The following is a 19,623-nucleotide window of genomic DNA, read 5'->3' as shown; positions in this document are numbered from 1 at the left end:
TGAAAAGATGTACAATGATTAAATAGTCTATTTTAATGAAGGAGGAATGAATGTGGACAACGCAAACGATATTGCCCATACGATTGATCCCCGAAAACGGATTGTAATTTCAGCAATTTTACTAATTTCAGATTTTATTTGCTTGATGAGTCAAACGATGATGGTGACTGCATTACCGGTAATTCAATCAGACATGCATCAAGCGATGACGACGGTTCAGTGGTTAACGACCGGATACACTCTTTTGATCGGAATCGTAACCCCGTTAGCAGCTAACTTATACGAAAAATTTACTAACCGGCAAGTATTTTTAGGGACGATTGGAATTTTTACAGTTGGAACGCTTTTAGGATGTGTGGCGCAGAACTTTTATTAGCCCGACTGATTCAAGCGGCCGCCGGGGGAATTTTAATGTCGTTTCAGATGACAACGATGGTGACGATTTTCCCGCCTGAAAAACGGGGAACGATCATGGGAATTTCAAGTTTAGTCGTTGCTTTTGGCCCGGCAATTGGTCCTACGTTAGCCGGGTTCATTCTGAGTGGACTTGGCTGGCGTTACTTATTTATCTTAATTCTTCCGGTAATGGTAATTATCCTTGTGATCGGCGCATTTGTTTTTCTAAATTATTCGCAGCCGCGGGAAATTAAGACCGACATGTTATCAGTTACCATGTCGTTATTAGGTTCAGGATTGGCCCTTGCAAGTTTAACGGTCATGCAGACGCAGTTTGCAATGGGGATTGGAATGCTTGTTGTGGGTGGCATCTTAGTCGCATTATTTGTCCGGCGGCAACTGCACTTGGTTGATCCGATGCTGAAAGTTTCGATTTTTAAAGTTCAATCATTTCGGTTAATGACGTTGATCGGAATTGTAGCCTTTATGGTTCTGTTAGGAACGGAACAAATGGTTTCGATTTTTGCCCAGGATGTTACGCATTTGACAAGTATGCAAGCTGGAATGGTGTTGCTTCCTGGTGCCGCATTAAATGCAATCACGGCGGCAATTGTTGGCCGTTTATATGATGAATTTGGACCGAAGCAGTTGGTCCTTGGCGGAACGATTTTAATGCTTTTTGGAACCTTTCCGTTTGTAATGATCAAGGCAACGATGTCGGTTTGGTTGATGACGACCGCGTATGCCGTTCGAATGATTGGAAACGCACTGGTCTTTTCACCGGTTATGTCAGAAGCGTTCAAGGATCTGGCACCGCTAGAAGTCAGCCATGCAACGTCCTTGAATAATGCTCTTCGGCAAGTATTTGGCCCGGTTTCAGTTACATTATTGATTGTAATCAGTGAAATTCCGCATTCATTTGTGATTGGAATGCGGTGTTCAATGTGGATTACGTTGATTTTAACGGTGCTCGTTTTAATTTTATTTGTCCGCTACTTAAATGTGAAGAACATAGTCAAAAATCTTCTCACTTACTAAAAGATAGGATAAAATAGAGGTGGTGAGGAGGAAGAATAATGGAATTAAAAATTACAGATGAAGCTCAAGCAAAGTTGAAACCATATTTTGAAGATTCAAACGCAGTCGTCTTATTAGACTTTGATGACGGCGTTGGCTACCGGCCAGAAGAAGCAATTTCATGCACGTTAAACCAGGAATTTCGGTTATTGATCGTGCGTAAAGACAGCGATTATCATGAATATAATGCTAAATTGTCAACGGCCTTAGGCGATTTTTACTATAAGGATTATTCAAAATCGTTTATGGATGAGGAAATGACGATTGCGGTTAATTCATATCAGCAATTAACGTTAAAGGGCAAATACCGCGGGCAATTAACGCCGGCGTTGAATGTTCTTGATTTGAGAAATGAGAAGTAAATAGATAAAAAGCGACTGCGGTTTTTGCCGCAGTCGCTTTTTAATATTCAAATTTTTGTCTCAAATACCTTTTAGTATGATTTGGAAGACACTTAAATTTTTCGACTTTAATCAGTTTTCCGCGGTAAATTATCCGCTTTTGGTTTGTTTGATCGCAAGTTATTAAAGTTAACGTTGCATTGTGAGTTGGATTTAGGGCTAAAAGATTTTGAGGCGAAACAATTTCTCGGGAAATAATTTGGTACGTGTAGTTCTGGCTAAAGTCAGTGACGTTAATTTTATTCCCAGAGGTAACATACCGGAATACAGGACTAAATAAGGCTTGGCGACTAAAATGTAAATTATGAGCTGCGAGGATATAATTTCCTTTTCCCATTTGCTCATTTGGATAAAGGGTCGATGCGCATAAAGCGGCAATCGGATTATTAATTCCTTCAGCAATTGGGGTGTTTAAACCAATTCTTTCGTTATAGATTGCTCCAATTACATGAATTGATGCGGAATCAATTCGTGCTTGAGCAACATTGAATAAGTTGATGAGCCGAACACTGTTCCAATCGTATGGAATATTTGATGGCTTTGATTTTAAGTGTTCAACGGTGGGATGGAAGCTGGTAATCATATAATTGGTAATTGGAACTGAAAAAATGAAGGTTAATCCAATAACTGCGATGATTGCTCCCAGAAAATGTCTAACGGTTAATTTCATCGTTAATCCTCCATAAAAAGAGGTTGTGACATAAGTCGCAACCTTTTTGTTATATCAGCATAATCGGATTCCAAAATAAACGAGCTGAGTGGTGATGCGGAGCTAATTCAAAAACCTCCGAATCTATGCTGCGCGACTCGTTCGCTTTTCTGCTTCCACCACACTCGTTTTTGACGTTTTGTCACACCTTGGTTTGTTATTCAGCAATTTGTTGTTGGAATTGTTGCCACCAATCACTTTGTTCTTCTTGTTGTTCCTGTTGTTCAAAATGACTTGAAGAGCGTGAGCTTGATGATGAAGACGATGAACTGCTGCTTGAACTTGATGAATGTCGGCTACTATCATTGGTTGCCGGCGCATGATCATCATTGATCAACTTGTCTAAGATCACGCATGGCAATCCGTGATTGTTGGTTTCCAATGATTGGCGTAACTTCGCGATTACCGCATCTGATTGGCCGTATAAATTATTCTTTGAAATTTCATGGGCAATCATTCCCGTTACTTCAGGGGCAGCGAAGGAAGTTCCAATGCCAAAGTTATATTGGGTTCCGTGGCCGCCGTAAGTTAATAACCAATCAGTTGGAATAAAGGCTTGGTTTGGATTGTTGATCCCTGTCCGGTTGGAATCTCCGCCGGGTGCATATACCGAATCCTTTGAGTAGCATGAATATTCAGCCCGTTCACCTTGATTACCAGTTGCGGCCACTTGGACAATGCCCGGAACGCTTGCTGGTAAACTTACTCCTTGGCCAACCGCATGAAGTTGCGGATTATTTTTATTGATGTACGCCGTCATTGCTTGCGGATCGTTTAAATTAATGTTTTCATTTCCCGCAGCGACGACGACGGTACTGCCATGCTGCTTAGCGTATTGAACGGCCCGGATCCATGCTTGGTATTCAGGCATATCGTTATTTGCCCGACCGTTCAAGTAACCGCCAGTCAAAAGGCCATAACGTCCTAAACTCAAGTTGATAACGTCATCGCCATTATTAACGGCTTTGATCAACGCCTTTAAAACCCATGAAGAACTGCAGCCTTTGTGTGAAAAGACCCGGTATTCATCGATCGTTGCATTTGAATTGACACCGACCATTTCATTGGTACCGGCAATTAAGCTGGTAACCGATGTTCCGTGGCCAGTCCGGTCGTTGGTATCATATGGATTACCCGTTTCATCGTGATCCATGTAATTGAAACCGCCCCGTGGAACAAAGTTTTCGGCATACCGGATCCGCGAACCTAACCGATGACGATATTCATCGGTAATCCCGCTGTCAATGATCCCGATTTTGACATGCGACTGCGTATCATTCGCATAGTTGTCCGGATTTTTGGTCATCATGTGCATGTTCCATTGCCGGTTCCAGAAATACTTATTTACTGGACTGTTAAAGGTTGATCGCGATGGAATGGCCGTCGGGGTATACGAGTTGTTTGCTTGATTATCAGGCGTTTGCACATCAGCATGGGTATCTTTTTCAATTTTCTTTTCTTGATGTTGATTTGTCCGGTCAGTTTCGATCCAGCCAATTTCAGGAACAACGGATTTAACCTTGATTCCTTGGTTTTCAATGTATTTCACCGTGTCATCGACCGTTTGTTTTTGATTATTTTTCGTCAAAACAAAACTGGTCGTTGTATTCGGGATTACCGATTCTTTCTTTTCAATTGGCATTTGCGAATTTGGTGAAAGGTGACCACGGTGAGCTTCAGCCGCTGAAACTGGAGCGGTCATCAAGAGTGATGAACAAACAAGTGATGTTGATAATAAGTTAAACAGTTTGATTTTTTTCATATGACCCTCTCTTTGAAATTATTAGTTGATTAAAGGAAGAAAAGTAAAAATAACATCCAAAATCACTTCCTTTTTATGGATTTCTCCCTTAACCTTAATTTAAGGGTTGAGGGTTAGCGAAAGGAAAAATTCACACAAAAAAGTGAATTTTGACACTTTTGTGTGCATAGGGAGGATGCTTTTTGGAAGAAAATTATGGCAAAATTGTTTCAAATATTCGGACTGCGAAGGGCGTGCCGATCGGTAAACTGATCTCTGGCGTTTGCAGTCGAACAGCTTACCGGAATTTTGTGATGAACCAGACGGGAACGTCGGTCGATAATTTTATGCGGCTTCTTGCTAAGCTGCATGTAAGTTACACGGAGTTCAAATACATTGCGAATGGGTTTGAAACGGATTATGAACAGCGGTTTGTAATTGATTTGCAAAAGGCGATCGCTCAGGGAAATCTTAAACGGTTGGATGCTCTTTTACAGCGAACGCTTAATTACTGTGCGATTTATGAAAATGATGAGAAGTACCGTCATTTAGCATGCATAACGCAGTTAACGATCGATAAGATGAAGGGCAATCAGCTTGATGAAAATGCGCGCCAAGTGGTTACCAACTATTTGATCAGATGCGAAACTTGGACTCATTATGAGCTGATGATGTTTAACAATGCAATGTTTGCTTTTTCGCTTGATCAGATTCGCATGTTTCGGGAAAAGGTGATCCATAACCTTGAAAAATACCAGAATTTGAGAGTTTATGGCAGTGAAAGTTTTCGGGTACTGATCAATATGTTGATGGTTTTTATTGAAAGTCGAAACCATCGGGATATTCGTATTATGATGGGGTTGATCAACAATTATCAGCTAAACGAAGATATGTTGTTTGAAGAAACACTGCGTCTTTACTTTACCGGAATTTTGGATTTGATCAATCAAAGGATTTCGGTTGGAATGACTAAGGTTAAGCAAGCGCTCGAAGTATTATCGATTCTGAATGCGAAAGACTATCATCAAAATTTAAAACAGTATTTAGATCAGATCATTTTAAAATATGACTTGGATGTAAAAGGATAATTAAAAAGGCTGCGATTTTAAAACCGCAGCCTTTTGAGTATCAAATTTATAATTTAACTGGTGTATTTGGTTCTTTGCCTTGAATCATCAACAAGTTGTTGTCAAATGCTTGCATCACCATTTCACGAACAGCGTGGGTTGTATAGAAGGCAGTATGTGGAGTTACCAAAACATTGTCCCGGTGAATCAAATCATCTAAGCGAGCATCCGGAACACCTTTCTGATCCCAGTTAGCGTTGAAAATTCCAACTTCATCTTCGTAAGTATCAAGAACAGCCCCAAAGACCTTGCCGCTGTCTAATCCACGAAGAAGAGCATCGGTATCGATCAAATCGCCCCGTGAAACGTTCATGATCACAACGTCGTCTTTCATTTTAGCGATTGATTCGTCGTTGATCATGTGAATGTTTTCTGGAAGAGATGGAACATGCAATGAGATGACATCTGCTTGTGCATATAATTCATCTAATGAGTTAACGTAGTAACCCTTCTTTTCAACTTCATCGTTGTGGAACTTGTCGTAAGCAACGATCTTTGCTCCAAAGGCTTCAACTAAGTTCATGAACACGCGGCCGATGTGGCCTGTTCCGATGATTCCGAATGTTTGGTCACGGACTTCACGGCCGATGGTTGGAGCCCACCGCATATCGCCCCGGGCCATCTTGTCATCCATCCGCTTGTCTTGCCGCAAGATCCGTGCAGCTTGAACGATTGCGTGTTCAGCAATTGCGTTTGGTGAATATACCGGAACGTTTGTTAATGTAAACCCTAATTCTTTTGCTTTCTTTAAATCAATGTTATCAATTCCGATGTTCCGGAGTGACCATTTGCTGATGCCGGCTTCATGCAAAGCTTCAATGGTGTCAGCCTTGTATGGTAATTGTTGGTAAGTAACGACTCCATCAGCCCCCTTTGCAAGGTTAGCATTTTCGGGAGTTAATAAGGCATCAGTGTATTCAACTTCAACATCGGGATGAGCTTTTTTCCATTCTTCAACGTAAGGAGCTTCATCTTTCCGAATACTATATGCAAAAATTTTTGCCATAAGTAAATCCTCCAAAATAGTTATGATTCATGGATTTCCATGTAGCTTAATTATACACTTTTTGGAAAATGGAAATTAGTAAAATGAAGAATAAATTTTTTTACATAAAGTCAAGCAGATTATTAGGAAGAATCAAATTTGAAAAAGTATACTGATAGTGAAAGAAGGGTTTCAAATGGGAGATTTATTGATTTACGCGTTAGTGGTTCTGTTGGCGACCGCTTCAGGATCATCAACCGGCTTAGGCGGCGGAGTGGTAATTAAACCGCTGTTTGATATTGTCAGCAATGCACCGACCGCAACGATTAATTTCTATTCGTCGTTGGCAGTTTTTGTTATGGCAATCGTGGCGCTGGGGAAACAGTTGCGGCAACGGTTCAAGTTTGATGTCAAATCATTACTGACGATTTCAGTTGGTTCAGTGATCGGCGGATTTATTGGTCAACGCTTACTGCGGCTAACCGTTACGGTCATGCCGGCAGCTCACGTGAAAGTTTTGCAATCAGCGATGCTTTTTATCATGCTGGTTTCGGTTTTAATTTATAACTTTGTTAAAAAACGACTGGTCAGCTTCCATTTGAAAAACATTCTTGTGATTTTGATTGTTGGAATTGGATTAGGAACTTTTTCAGTCTTTTTGGGGATCGGCGGGGGCCCAATCAACGTGGCCTTGACGATGTTGTTGTTCTCATTTAGTTTGCGTGAAGCGGCCGTTTACTCGGTGGGAATTATTTTCTTCTCCCAATTAACCAAGATGGTCACGATTGCGGTCAGTCCGGTTAAGCCGACGATTAGCCTGATAGTTGCTGCTGTCGTTGTAGTTGCAGCAGTTACCGGCGGCTTTTTGGGAACATGGATCAACCGGCATGCATCGTGCAGGGTTCTTAATCAAATTTACAATGTTTTATTATGTGCATTGGTTTGTGTAACGCTGTTTAATACGTTCCACTATGCAGGTGTAATTTAGAAAGAAGGATTTAGTTATGAAGATTTTACTTCATATTGATCAAACTGAACGGTGGGATGCCGTTCAAGGAAACTTAACGAATTTGGCCAACGCCAAGCAAAATTTGCGGCCGGATTTGGACATTGAAGTGGTTGTTACCGGGAAAGCAATTCAACAATTGGTTGATAATGACGATAACCGTGCATTGAAAGAAACGTTGAAGAAGGCAACGGATGCGGGCTTTGTAATTGCCGGCTGCAATAATTCATTGAACCGGTTTAAGATTGCTCCCGAAGATCTGTTTTCATTTGTTCGGGTCGTTCCTGCCGGACTGATTGAAGTTGCTGAAAAGGAAAATGAAGGATTTGCATACGTTAAACCGTAAAATTAAGTGCTTGCCCGAAGAAGACGCTTACCGTTAAAAATGTGGAAGCTGGTAAGCGTCTCAGTGAGTAAGATAACTATATGGGACCAAAAGAGGGTTTGCTTTTGGTCATGTGTAAGTGTTGTGGAAAAAGGGTTAGTAGATTTCCACGCAATGAGTGTATCGGATTCGGTAATATTTGTCAACCATTAAATTAATCTTTTTTTAAACTGTGAGAAAGTCACAGTTTATTTTTTTACTTTGATAATTAAATAATAATTTGATAAATGGACTAAATTGTGATTGATAATATGGAATTTTAAGCATATATTTCTAATTTAATTAGCGATATATTTTGAAATTCAAAATGAAATTACATTTAATATTATTGTTAACAATAGATTTAATTTAAGTTAACAATGATAATGGAAAGTTTTAAAAATGATAAGCAATCAACTGATCGGCTTAAATGAAATTTAGACTGACCTTTAATAGGTGGTACAAGCTAATCAAGCGATAAATTAGGCGAAATTTCACATAGACTTTATCTTTATCGGCCGATGAAGAAGTGATAAAAAAACTGTGCCATCATTGGCACAGTTTTTTGTTAATTTTTCGAATTAATATCTTTTTTCGGGGCGTTTTTAATTAAGAACCAGCATAAAATTCCTGAAATAATGAAGATTCCAAATGTTAACCAGAGCAATTCGTGAATTCCGTTATAGTATGCATGTCTGATGATGGTCGTGATGTGAGGAATCTGATGAAATTTTTGAACCATTGTCATTCCTGAAAACGGACCGGCTTTAATGATGATCCGGGCAGCTTCAGTGTTTCCAAGATGAGCAGTTAAACTGCGTTGGTAACCATCACCGACTACCAAGCCAAGAATAACGACACCAAGGCAATTCCCGAACTGCCGGCAAACATTATTGATCCCGGATGCCATTCCCATATTTTGCGGCTTGACCCCAAGAAGGGCAGCGTTTGAAATTGCGGGGTTGATTCCAGCGTTTCCTAATCCCATAAAGATGAATGCAGGAATTAAGAATGTCCATTTAAGATGATAACCAAGCATTAAGTTCATTGTAAGAACCCCAACGGCTTCAATTAACAATGATCCGCTGGCAAATAACCGGCTTCCGATCTGGCCAACTGCATAACCGACAAATGCTCCTAAAACGAGCGGAAATGCACTGATAATTAATCGTTGGAGACCAACTTCAAGCGGAGAGTATCCCATGTAGTCTTGCATCAAGATCGTTAAGTATGTGAAGAATGAGAATAATCCGATCGCAATCGTGAACCCAGCAATGCATGATCCAACGAATGAAGGGTTTTTGAAAAGTTCAAGGTTCATCATTGGATGCGGAACATGTTTTTCCCACAAGATGAAGACGATCAGTAAAATGATTCCGGCGATGATCCAGCCGATAATATTCGGTGTCATCCAACTTGTGGTAATGTTATTTTCTTTATTTAATAATCCAAGAACTAAGCAAAAGACCATTGCGGTACTTAAGACCATTCCTAGTAGATCAAGGTGGCGGTCAACTTCATGGTGTTTTTCGGTAATGAACTTGATGCCGATTCCAATGGCAATGATTCCGATCGGAACGTTGATCAAGAAAATCGAACGCCAGTTGATGTATTGAACGAGCAGGCCACCGACAAGCGGTCCGATCGATGTTCCGAAGCCAACGATACTTCCCCAGATTCCAAGGATAAATGCCCGTTGTTTTCCTTCATAGTTATCACCGATCAACGCCATTGATAATCCTAAGATCCCGGCACCGCCGACACCTTCGATTCCCCGGGAAATATTTAAGAATAAACTATTCGGGGCAATTGCACACAATAATGATCCGGCGGTAAAGATTCCCATTGAGAGGAGGAAGAAAAGCTTCTTCCCGTACATATCACCGAGCTTACTGATCAAAAGAATCGAAATGGCATACGTTGCAGTATAAGCATTTACGATCCATTGCGTTGAAACGTAACTGGTATGAAATTCATGTTGAATTGTCGGAAGCGCAACGTTGACGATCGTAATATCAAGCATTGCCATTAAGATCCCCATGCCGATTGCGATCAAAACAAGCCAACTTGTTTGCTTCTCTTGTTTTTGTTTTGCAGCCATCTTTTACCCACTTTCCATAGTAAATTTGACTAAGTTATTATAGCCCTTATTTTTAATAAGTGAAACGTCCTTCAAAATGGAAGAATGTTCACGTTATCGAATCACATTTGACGCAACTTATTATATTTTCAATTATGTTGCTTGTCAACAAAAATGAATAAAAATAAAAAGACTGGATTTTGATCCGGCCTTCTTATTAGTAGATTAATTCTAACTTAGAGGATTTTCAAACCAATTAGTCAATTTGAATGTTGTGATTCTTGTCAATTTCTTCCTTGGTTTTTGGTAATGTAACCGTCAAAACACCGTCTTCATATTTGGCAGAGATTGCCTTGCCGTCAACTTGCGGCAACCGGTATGAACGGCTGTAAGTTCCATAATCGCGTTCACTGGTGATGATGTTGCCTTTTGGATCACTTTCATCACTGAATGAGTCGCGTTTGGCATCAACCGTTAAGACATCATCCTTAAAGTTCAATGCGATGTTTTTCTTATCAACCCCTGGCATATCGATTTTAACGATGTATTCTTTATCTGTTTCTTTAATATCACTCTTTAATGATTTCATTTCATTGTTCCAGCTGTTAAAGAATGAACGACCGAAATTATTGAAGAAATCATCACTGTTTGCTAACCGATTAAACCGATTCATTAAATCATTACTCATATGATTACATCCTTTCCTATATCCCTTACATCTTTATCATACCGCGGAACGTAAGCGAATACAATTAATCAGCCTGGCACAATTTATTTTACTTCAATTTCTTTTTATCTTTTAAATGCCGATGAATTCCCCCAAGGGTCATTAGAATAATAACGATCAGTGAGACGATAAAACCAGTCACTCCAAGGTTATAGACGGGGGTGTTTCCGTGACTTCCCTGAACAAGCATTGATGAGCCGAGGATAACGGCCGCAAGAATAATTGTCACCATAATACGGTTAACGATTTGGTCCAGCCGGTAAAGAATTTTATTTTGATCTTTCAGTTTAAGGGTTAGCCGGGCTTGATTAGCATTCATAATATCAAGCAGCTGGTTTAACTTTTGGGGAACGGCTGGAAGTTCCTTAGCTGTTTGCAGGGTTTGCCATGCAAGGTCTTCAACTGAGTTTTTAAGGTTGAATTTTTGTTTTAAATATTTGACTCCAAACGGCCGGGCGATATCCATGATCGATAATTCAGGATCAAGTTGGGCAACGATTCCTTCAAGGGTCCCAAAGGCTTTGAACAGAAGGGTAACTTCCGGCTTCATTTGAAGGTTATTTTGGTGACAAAGGGTAATGATCTGGTACAGGGTCGTTGCAAAATCAATTTCCCCCACGCCCATTTTCAAATACGGCGTGATAAAGTTTCCCAAGTCTTCATAGAAGCTTTCTTCGTCAACGTCGCCGACCCGGTTGCAGACATTTAAAACCGCCTCGCCGATTTTACGCGAATTTTTAGTATTCAATGCCAAAATAATGTTGGCGATCCCGTCCACCAAAGCGGGGGTCAGCCGCCCCATCATTCCGAAATCAAGGTAGGTCAGCCGGTATGGCGGAAGTGATTCACCGGTTTCAACTTGAATTTCGTTTTTGCCGATTTTCTTCGCATAGTGGTGCTGCGGTTCGAAATTTTGTTTTTCATTAACTTCTTCACGATAACTTAAACGGTGAAAAAGAATATTCCCGGGATGCGGGTCGGCATGAAAGAAATTATCAACGAAAACCTGTTTAATAAAGTTTTGAACGAGCGTTTTCGCAACGTACTTTTTCGTTGCTGTCAGTTCTTTTGCTGCTTGGGTCTCAGGTTCCGCCGTTTGTTGAATAAGATACTTAATGCTCTTTCCGCGCATTGCTTCGTTAACAAGGATTTTTGAAGTTGAGTATTGTTGATACACTTTTGGAACGCGAATGATCCCATCCCGGTTGTTGAGCTGATAAAATTCAATTCCGTTTTGGATTTCGACCTGCGTATTGATCTCATTCAGCAATGCGGTTCGAATTTCATCAAGGGTTTCGTTGACGTCAATGACTTCAATGTCCGGTACAAATTTTAAAATCGAAAGGGCCTTGCGGAAAAGGGCCAGGTCCGTTCGAACCAATTCTTCAACGGCGGGATGCTGGATCTTTACCACAACTTTGGTTCCATCTTTAAGGGTTGCGTGGTGGGTTTGACCGATCGATGCGGAAGCAAACGGCTTTTTGTCAAATGAGGCAAACGTATCGGCAATTGACTTTCCAGTTTGCTTTTTAAAGGTTGCGGCAACCGTTTGAAAATCGTCGACTTGGACGTTATCCTGCAATTTCCGCAATTCTTGAATATATTCGGGTGAAATTAAATCCGGCCGGGTTGAAAGCAACTGGCCGGCCTTGATAAAGGTTGGCCCCAGCTCTTCAAGCGCTTCGCGAAATTCGGCTGGATGAGTCTGATGGACAAAGTTATGAAGCATATTGTAGTTGCGCATGATCCGAATAATATGAAGAAGCCGGGTTCGTTTATCTTTGCGCGTAATTGTAACTGCCGTTTCGGTCATTGTTAAAACCCCTTTAAGATCAATTTTGTTAAACTAATTTTACCATTTAATTAAGAGCCGCGAAAAGGCAAACGCTTGATACACAAAGATGAAAACGGTTCTTTAATTTTAATAATGAAGATGATACACTAGAATAGTAAACGCTATCATAGCAAAGAACGATGAATTTAATACACAAAAAGGAGTCATTGAGGAGGTAAAATTTTGAAACGCAAAGAAAAGGTTTGGGAGTATTTGAAAACCGTCTTGCCGGATGCACCTCAAGGAGTAACGACTTCAAAGGTCGCAATGGATCTGGATTTGGTTCGAACAAATGCCAGTAAAGAGCTGAATGTTTTGGTAAAGGAAGGTAAACTTGCGAAAACGGCGACCCGGCCGGTCAAATACTTTTTTGCTGATCAGGCCCAGCCGGCGATTGCTTCAGCTTCAAAAGAAAAGAAGGCCAAGGATCAGGCACCGAAAATTGCGAATAAGGATCAAAAAGATCATCAAGATGATATTTTTGACCACTTAATTGGAAGAACGAGCAGTCTTAAAAATCAAATCGAACAGGCGAAGGCCGCCATTTTATACCCGCCACATGGCTTGAATGTGTTGATCACGGGGCCGACCGGATCAGGGAAAACGTACTTTGCGAATGCAATGAACCAGTTTGCATGTAACCAGGGAGTGATCAGCAATCCGCACCTAACAACGTTTAACTGTGCTGATTACGCCCATAACCCGCAACTTTTAATGTCGCATTTGTTTGGGTATGTTAAGGGTGCGTTTACCGGGGCAAATGAGGACCAGGAAGGGTTGATCCAAAAAGCTGATGGTGGAATCTTATTCTTAGATGAAGTTCACCGGTTGCCACCCGAAGGTCAAGAAATGATTTTTTATTTAATGGATCATGGAACATATTCACGGTTAGGGGAAACAGACAAAGCGCACCATGCTAATTTACGATTGATCTGCGCAACGACGGAGGATCCTGAAAGTTCATTGCTCGCGACGTTTGTGCGCCGGATCCCAATTGTTGTTCAAATGCCGAGCTTTAATTCCCGGACGATGCGGGAACGGTTTGGTTTGTTGAAACAAATGTTGTTGATCGAAGCTAACCGAATCCATAAGAAAATTTACTTTGATGAAGACGTTGCCCGGTCATTGATTGGCAGTGTAACTTATGGGAACGTTGGTCAATTAAAATCAAATGTTCAATTAGTATGTGCGCAAGGATTCTTGAATAATATTCAGGAAAAGGATGCCATTTACCTGCACTTTGAGCAGCTTCCGCCAAATATTAAAGATGGTCTTTCGCGCCTGGCAAATGATCGGGAACAATTTGGCGACTTGGCCAAAATGATGGATCCGCAAATGGTAGTTGCGCCGGATGATTCGACTGCGTTGATCAATGATGAAGATAACTATGAATTACCATATAATCTGTACGAAATCATTGGCGATAAAGCGGCATTGTTGAGTAAAGAGGGGCTTGACCAAGAGGCAATCAATAATTTCATTATGACGGATATCAATGTTCACCTTAAAGGGTTCTATTCTGATAAGCATTTGGAGCGGGATCAAGATGACCTGTATGAAATCGTAGATCAGGATGTCGTCGATTTGACGAATCGGTTAAAGCAGATTTTAAAGGATGCCGGTTATCAGATTTCAACGAATTTCCTTTATGCAATGAGCTTGCATATCAGTTCATTTATCAAGCGGGTCGAATCAGGAAAGCCATTGCGGAAAGTTGCCCCGAATATGATTTCGATGGTTCAGGACTATCCGCAAGAATTTGAATATGCCAAGCTTGTCAAGGATGAAATTGAGAACCATTATCATTTGCCGGTTCCAGATTCGGAGCTGTACTATTTGGCAGTTTTACTGATCTCCCTTCAGGCTGAAAAGCAAAACGGGAAAGTCGGGATCGTGGTTGCCGCTCATGGAAACAGCACGGCTTCTTCAATGGTTCAGGTTGTTGACCAGTTACTGAATCCGGATAACTTAACGGCGTTTGATATGTCGCTTGATATGAGCCCGCAAGAAGCGTTAAAGGGGATCGAAGAGAAGGTTCGCCAGGTGGATTCGGGAAATGGTGTGATTTTGCTGGTTGATATGGGGTCGCTGAGTACCTTTGACGAAAAAATCAGCGAGCATACCGGGATCAAAGTTAAATCTGTTGATATGGTAACGACGGCGTTGGTTTTGGAAACGGCCCGAAAAACGTCGCTGATCGATAGTGACTTGGAAAACGTTTATCGGGAAATTTCAGAATTCAGTGGGTATTCACGGACAACGGAACGGGAAAAAACCGAGGTTCAGCATTTACCAAAGCAGACCGATGTGATGACTGACCAAAAACCGAAGGCCATTTTAGCAATTTGTTCAACTGGTCAGGGAACGGCAGTCAAGATTAAAAAGATGCTGGATAGTATTCTGGTGGATCATTTGATTGACGATATTGTTGTAATACCGATTTCAGTTGTTGATATGGAACAGCAGATCGCAAAAATTCAGAAAGACTACCGCATTGTTGCGGTTACGGGAATTGCCCGGCCGCATCTGAGTGTTCCATTCGTTTCGCTTGAAAAACTGCTTCAAGGCGGCGGTGAACAGTTTATTACGGCAATCGAAAACTTTACGAATAATATCGAAGCCGAAAACCAGTTAGAGACTTCGGAAGAAATGGCAAAGGAAAGAATTCAGCATTATTTAGGACGGTATTTTACTTTTCTTAACCCTGAAAAAGTTACGGAAGTTCTTTGGGAGTACTGTAAGGTGATTGAAAAGGGTCCGGTAAAGTTGAAAAATTCATTAAAGGTTAATTTGAGTATGCATTTGGCCGGGGTGATCGAACGAATTTTAACTCAAAGCGAATTGACGGTTCAACAGGATATTCAAATTGAAGAGGTTCGGAATGATCCGGTTTATCCAATGGTGGTCAAAGCTAACCAAATGCTAGCGGAAAGTTTGAACATTACTTTACCTGAAGAAGAAGTGTATTATGTTGTCAAATTGATTGATACACAAAAACAATAATGATTAGTGAATTGCTTGATACACAATCAAAAGTGTATCAAGCATTTTTTATCGTTGATATAAAAGCGTTTTCAAGAGATACACAAAGTTGGCACGCTTTTTGCTTATTGTTTAGTGTAAGGCAAAACAATTTGGTGATTGGCTGATCGTTAGCAATTATTCTATTCATTTTAAGCTAATTCCAAATAACGAAAGTGTGATCCTTATGCTTCAAGTTCAATTACTTCGAATTGATAGCCGGTTGCTGCATGGTCAGGTTGCAACGAATTGGGCACGGGTTCTGAAAATTGACAGAATCATCGTTGCGTCGGACGGCGTGGCTCAGGATGCAATTCGAAGAACGCTGATTAAGCAGGCTTCACCGCCTGGATTGCGAACACACATTGTTCCGATTCAGAAGGTGATCCGGATTAATCAGGACGCACGTTTTGATGGAGAAAAAGTTTTATTACTGGTTGAATCTCCCCAGGATGCTTTGCGATTAATCCTCGGCGGAATTGAAGTTTCAAGAATCAATATCGGTTCTTTGAGCTTTGACAATTCCAAAAAGATGATCAGCGATACTGTCGCTGTTAGTCAACGAGACATTCAGGTTTTTCAGCTTATTCATCAGCATGGAATTCAGCTTGAGATTCGGAAAGTATCAAGTGATAGTCCGAAAGATCTCTGGCAGATTTTGATTGATAAGCATTTGATTACCGAGTAGGTTTTGCAAATTAAGAATACACCAAAGGAGGAAAACATTATGGTAGGAATTATCCTTGCTAGCCATGGCGGATTCGCTGAGGGAATTTATCAATCTGGCGAAATGATCTTCGGTAAACAAGAAAATGTTAAGGCATGCATCTTGAAACCAAGTGAAGGCCCAGATGATATTCGTAAAAAGATGGAAGACGCCATTGCTTCATTTGATGATCCAGAACAAGTATTATTCTTAATTGACCTTTGGAGTGGTACTCCATTCAACCAAGCAAGCAATCTGTTTGCTGAACACAAAGACACATGGGCAATTGTTACCGGCTTGAACTTACCAATGCTGATCGAAGCATACGGTGCCCGGTTGCAGGATGGAATTACGGCCCGTGAAATCGCCAAACAAATCGTTGGTTCTGCCAAGGACGGAATCAAGACCTTACCTGAAGGACTTGTTCCAAAGAAGGAAGCACCAAAAGCTGCTGAAAGCAACCAACCAACCGGTGCAATCCCTGAAGGAACGGTTTTAGGCGACGGTCACATCAAGTTCGGTTTAGTTCGGATCGACTCACGGTTACTTCACGGCCAAGTTGCTACTGCTTGGACAAAATCAGTTCGTCCAGACCGGATCATTGTTGTTTCAGACAACGTTTCAAAAGACAAGTTACGGAAGAACATGATTATTCAGGCTGCTCCTCCTGGTGTCCGGGCAAACGTTGTTCCAATTAAGAAAATGATCGAAGTTTCAAAAGATCCGCGGTTTGGAGCAACGAAGGCATTGGTCCTCTTTGAAAACCCAGAGGATGCCTTGAAAGCAATTGAAGGCGGCGTTGACATTAAGACGCTGAACATTGGTTCAATGGCTCACTCTGAAGGTAAGGTTGCCGTAAACAAGGTTCTTTCATTAAACGAAAAGGATGTTGAAACATACGACAAGTTGAATGAAATGGGAATCAAGTTTGACGTTCGGAAAGTTCCAAATGATTCACCAGAAAACATGATGGATCTTGTTAATAAGGCTCGTGAAGAATTAGCCAAAAAGAAATAGTAAGGAGGAAGACAAATGTCTATCATTCAAGCAATTTTAGTAATTATCATTGCATTCTTTGCCGGGATGGATGGTATTTTAGATGAATTTGAATTTTATCAACCGCTTGTTACTTGTACATTGATCGGTTTAGTAACAGGAAACTTGACCGCCGGAATTATTCTTGGTGGGACATTACAAATGATCGTTTTAGGATGGGCTAACATCGGTGCGGCCGTTGCCCCAGATATTGCCTTTGCTTCAACTGCATCAGCAATTGTTTTAGCAATGGGTAACCTAGGTGTTAAAGGGGTTGGAACCGCTGTTGCCATGGCTGTTCCATTTGCCGTTGCCGGATTAGTTATGAACATGATCGTGCGGACAATCTGTGTTGGGATCACCCACGCAATGGATAAGGCTGCTGAAGAAGTTAGCTTTAAGAAGATGAACATGTGGCAAACAGTTGCAATTATTTTACAAGGTTTACGTGTTGCTATTCCTTGCGGATTATTACTTATTATCCCAACTCACACAGTTCAACACATGTTAAATGCAATTCCTTCATGGTTATCAGCCGGAATGACAATCGGTGGTGGCATGGTTGTTGCCGTTGGTTACGCAATGGTTATCAACATGATGGCTACTAAGGAAACATGGCCATTCTTCATTGTTGGTTTTGTAATCGCTGCTTTAACAAAATTAACATTGTTAGCAATCGGTGCTTTAGCTGTTGCAATTACATTGATGTACTTGAACCTTGATAAAAAAGGTGGCAATGGCGGTAACGGCGGTGGCGACAGCAATACCGGCGATCCGTTAGGCGATATTCTAGATGACTACTAAAATGAAGGAGCGTGAAAAGAATGACTGAAAAAGAAAATCGAATTAAAGTTGATAAGAAAACACGTTTCAAAGTTGCAGCTCGTTCACAATTCTTACAAGGATCATGGAACTATGAACGGATGCAGAACGGCGGTTATGCATTTTCAATGATTCCTGCAATCAAGAAATTATATAAGACAGATGAAGATCGCCAAGCAGCTTTAAAGCGCCACATGGAATTCTTTAACACGACCCCATTTATGGCTTCACCAATTATTGGGGTTACGTTAGCCCTTGAAGAAGAACGCGCTAACGGTGGTGATGTTGATGACGAAGCAATCAACGGGGTTAAAGTCGGAATGATGGGCCCGTTGGCCGGTGTCGGTGACCCAGTCTTCTGGTTCACGGTTCGTCCGATCTTAGGTGCTTTATGTGCTTCACTTGCGATGAGTGGAAACGTTTTAGGGCCGATCATGTTCTTCGTTGTTTGGAACTTGTTCCGTTGGGGCTTCCAATGGTACACCCAAGAATTTGGCTACAAAGCTGGTTCTGCAATTACCGACGACTTATCAGGAACAATGATGCAAGACGTAACTCGTGGGGCTTCAATGCTTGGGATGTTTGTCCTTGGTTCATTGATTCAACGGTGGGTTAAGATTGATTTCAAGCCGATTGTTTCAAAAGTTCAATTACAAAAAGGTGCTTACATTGATTGGCATTCACTTCCTTCAGGTCATGAAGGAATCCAAAAAGCACTTGAACTTTATAACAATGGTCAAGGTCAAGCTTTATCATCCGTTAAGATCACAACAATGCAAAATGTTCTTGATCAATTGATTCCAGGATTAGCTGGATTACTTTTGACATTCCTTTGCATGTGGTTACTTAAGAAGAAGGTTTCACCAATTTGGATCATTATCGGAATCTTCATCGTTGGTATTTTAGGCCACGTCGTTGGTTTACTTTAATAATTACTTTGGAATAGAGGAAAAATGAATGGTTGAATCATTAAATTCGAAAGCAGATGTTGTTGAAAAAGCGGTTTATCACCATGGAACTGGAACGTATGGTCAGATTATGGTTGGGAACAAAGCGTTTGAGTTTTATGGGGATAACGTAAATCATTATTTGCAGATTCCGTGGGATGAAGTTAATAGAGTTATTGCTTCATTATATTTCAAGGGGAAGTATATTCCGCGTTTTGCGGTTCAGACCAAAGAAGGAAAAATGTACATTTTTTCATCAAAAGAACCAAAAAAGGTATTACGTGCTTGTCGAAATTATATCGATTCAAATAACATTGTTCGTTCATTAACTTTCTTCCAAGTATTAAAGCGAAACATTAAACGAATAATTAAGGCGAATAAATAGACTTTAAAGGTATCTCTGAATTTTGATTATTCAGAGATATTTTTTTATTCAAACAAATTTAAATTTATTTGAATAAACATCTTGACCTTAAGACGTAAGGTTGGTAGAATATAAAAGTCGTCATTAGACAGATGGCTTTTCAATAATTAATTTTTAAAATTAGTTATTGACATCGCATTTATTAAATGGTACTATTTAATAGTCGTCTTTTGACAAAAGTTGTAGATCTTTGAAAACTGAACAATGTTTCGACACACAAA

At 40.7% G+C, this 19,623-nt stretch carries 16 protein-coding genes and 1 pseudogene; 11 read left to right on the top strand and 6 right to left on the bottom strand.

The features are described 5' to 3' along the window. The first annotated feature begins 46 nt into the window (after positions 1-46). Together FC33_RS05185 and FC33_RS05180 are read left to right on the top strand one after the other, a co-directional pair. A pseudogene (locus tag FC33_RS05185) lies at positions 47-1,434 on the top strand (MFS transporter). 38 nt (positions 1,435-1,472) lie between these two features. After that, a complete protein-coding gene (locus tag FC33_RS05180) occupies positions 1,473-1,835 on the top strand; it encodes an iron-sulfur cluster biosynthesis family protein (protein WP_057827565.1) in 363 nt (120 codons plus the stop codon). A 40-nt stretch (positions 1,836-1,875) separates the two neighbouring features. Here FC33_RS05180 and FC33_RS05175 read toward each other — a convergent pair whose 3' ends face one another. Together FC33_RS05175 and FC33_RS05170 are read right to left on the bottom strand one after the other, a co-directional pair. Beyond that, a complete protein-coding gene (locus FC33_RS05175) occupies positions 1,876-2,544 on the bottom strand; it encodes a class A sortase (RefSeq protein ID WP_057827564.1) in 669 nt (222 codons plus the stop codon). Positions 2,545-2,740: 196 nt separating this feature from the next. Beyond that, positions 2,741-4,345, bottom strand: coding sequence for a S8 family serine peptidase (locus tag FC33_RS05170; protein ID WP_057827563.1), 1,605 nt, complete (start codon positions 4,343-4,345; stop codon positions 2,741-2,743). Positions 4,346-4,527: 182 nt separating this feature from the next. Between FC33_RS05170 and FC33_RS05165 the strand changes: the two genes are divergently transcribed. Beyond that, positions 4,528-5,412: an Rgg family transcriptional regulator gene (locus FC33_RS05165; protein ID WP_057827562.1), complete on the top strand. Its 885-nt coding sequence runs from the start codon at positions 4,528-4,530 to the stop codon at positions 5,410-5,412. Between the two features lie 46 nt (positions 5,413-5,458). On the opposite strand, the gene FC33_RS05160 is transcribed toward FC33_RS05165, so the two are convergent. After that, the gene (locus FC33_RS05160; RefSeq protein ID WP_057827561.1) at positions 5,459-6,457 is read right to left on the bottom strand and encodes a D-2-hydroxyacid dehydrogenase; all 999 of its coding nucleotides are present in this window, start codon (positions 6,455-6,457) and stop codon (positions 5,459-5,461) included. A gap of 175 nt (positions 6,458-6,632) precedes the next feature. Here FC33_RS05160 and FC33_RS05155 point away from each other — a divergent pair, with 175 nt between their 5' ends. Together FC33_RS05155 and FC33_RS05150 are read left to right on the top strand one after the other, a co-directional pair. Continuing rightward, positions 6,633-7,424: a sulfite exporter TauE/SafE family protein gene (locus FC33_RS05155; protein ID WP_057827560.1), complete on the top strand. Its 792-nt coding sequence runs from the start codon at positions 6,633-6,635 to the stop codon at positions 7,422-7,424. Between the two features lie 16 nt (positions 7,425-7,440). Beyond that, complete coding sequence (locus FC33_RS05150; protein WP_057827559.1) at positions 7,441-7,788, top strand: DsrE family protein; 348 nt, start codon at positions 7,441-7,443, stop codon at positions 7,786-7,788. Positions 7,789-8,374: 586 nt separating this feature from the next. Here the strand turns inward: FC33_RS05150 and FC33_RS05145 are convergent. The 3 genes from FC33_RS05145 to FC33_RS05135 form a co-directional block, all read right to left on the bottom strand. Beyond that, entirely contained in the window at positions 8,375-9,907 is a 1,533-nt protein-coding gene (locus FC33_RS05145) for an MFS transporter (protein WP_057827558.1), read from the bottom strand. 235 nt (positions 9,908-10,142) lie between these two features. Next, positions 10,143-10,574, bottom strand: a complete 432-nt coding sequence (locus FC33_RS05140; protein ID WP_057827557.1) for an Hsp20/alpha crystallin family protein — start codon at positions 10,572-10,574, stop codon at positions 10,143-10,145. A gap of 88 nt (positions 10,575-10,662) precedes the next feature. After that, the gene (locus FC33_RS05135; protein ID WP_057827556.1) at positions 10,663-12,426 is read right to left on the bottom strand and encodes an ABC1 kinase family protein; all 1,764 of its coding nucleotides are present in this window, start codon (positions 12,424-12,426) and stop codon (positions 10,663-10,665) included. A gap of 204 nt (positions 12,427-12,630) precedes the next feature. Between FC33_RS05135 and FC33_RS05130 the strand changes: the two genes are divergently transcribed. The 6 genes from FC33_RS05130 (at position 12,631) to FC33_RS05105 (ending at position 19,363) form a co-directional block, all read left to right on the top strand. Then, the gene (locus FC33_RS05130; RefSeq protein ID WP_057827555.1) at positions 12,631-15,450 is read left to right on the top strand and encodes a sigma-54-dependent transcriptional regulator; all 2,820 of its coding nucleotides are present in this window, start codon (positions 12,631-12,633) and stop codon (positions 15,448-15,450) included. A 205-nt stretch (positions 15,451-15,655) separates the two neighbouring features. Continuing rightward, the gene (locus FC33_RS05125; protein ID WP_057827554.1) at positions 15,656-16,156 is read left to right on the top strand and encodes a PTS sugar transporter subunit IIB; all 501 of its coding nucleotides are present in this window, start codon (positions 15,656-15,658) and stop codon (positions 16,154-16,156) included. 39 nt (positions 16,157-16,195) lie between these two features. Continuing rightward, a complete protein-coding gene (locus FC33_RS05120) occupies positions 16,196-17,191 on the top strand; it encodes a PTS sugar transporter subunit IIB (RefSeq protein ID WP_057827553.1) in 996 nt (331 codons plus the stop codon). A gap of 15 nt (positions 17,192-17,206) precedes the next feature. Beyond that, positions 17,207-18,013, top strand: a complete 807-nt coding sequence (locus FC33_RS05115; RefSeq protein ID WP_057827552.1) for a PTS mannose/fructose/sorbose transporter subunit IIC — start codon at positions 17,207-17,209, stop codon at positions 18,011-18,013. Positions 18,014-18,033: 20 nt separating this feature from the next. After that, positions 18,034-18,960, top strand: a complete 927-nt coding sequence (locus tag FC33_RS05110; protein WP_057827551.1) for a PTS system mannose/fructose/sorbose family transporter subunit IID — start codon at positions 18,034-18,036, stop codon at positions 18,958-18,960. A gap of 28 nt (positions 18,961-18,988) precedes the next feature. Continuing rightward, entirely contained in the window at positions 18,989-19,363 is a 375-nt protein-coding gene (locus FC33_RS05105; RefSeq protein WP_057827550.1) for a DUF956 family protein, read from the top strand. The last annotated feature ends 260 nt before the right edge of the window (positions 19,364-19,623 follow it).

The organism is Ligilactobacillus aviarius subsp. aviarius DSM 20655 (genome assembly GCF_001436315.1).
GTDB classification, from domain to species: Bacteria; Bacillota; Bacilli; order Lactobacillales; family Lactobacillaceae; genus Ligilactobacillus; species Ligilactobacillus aviarius.
Note: the sequence above shows the minus strand (reverse complement) of the source record. Positions and strands in the feature narration are given on the sequence as shown.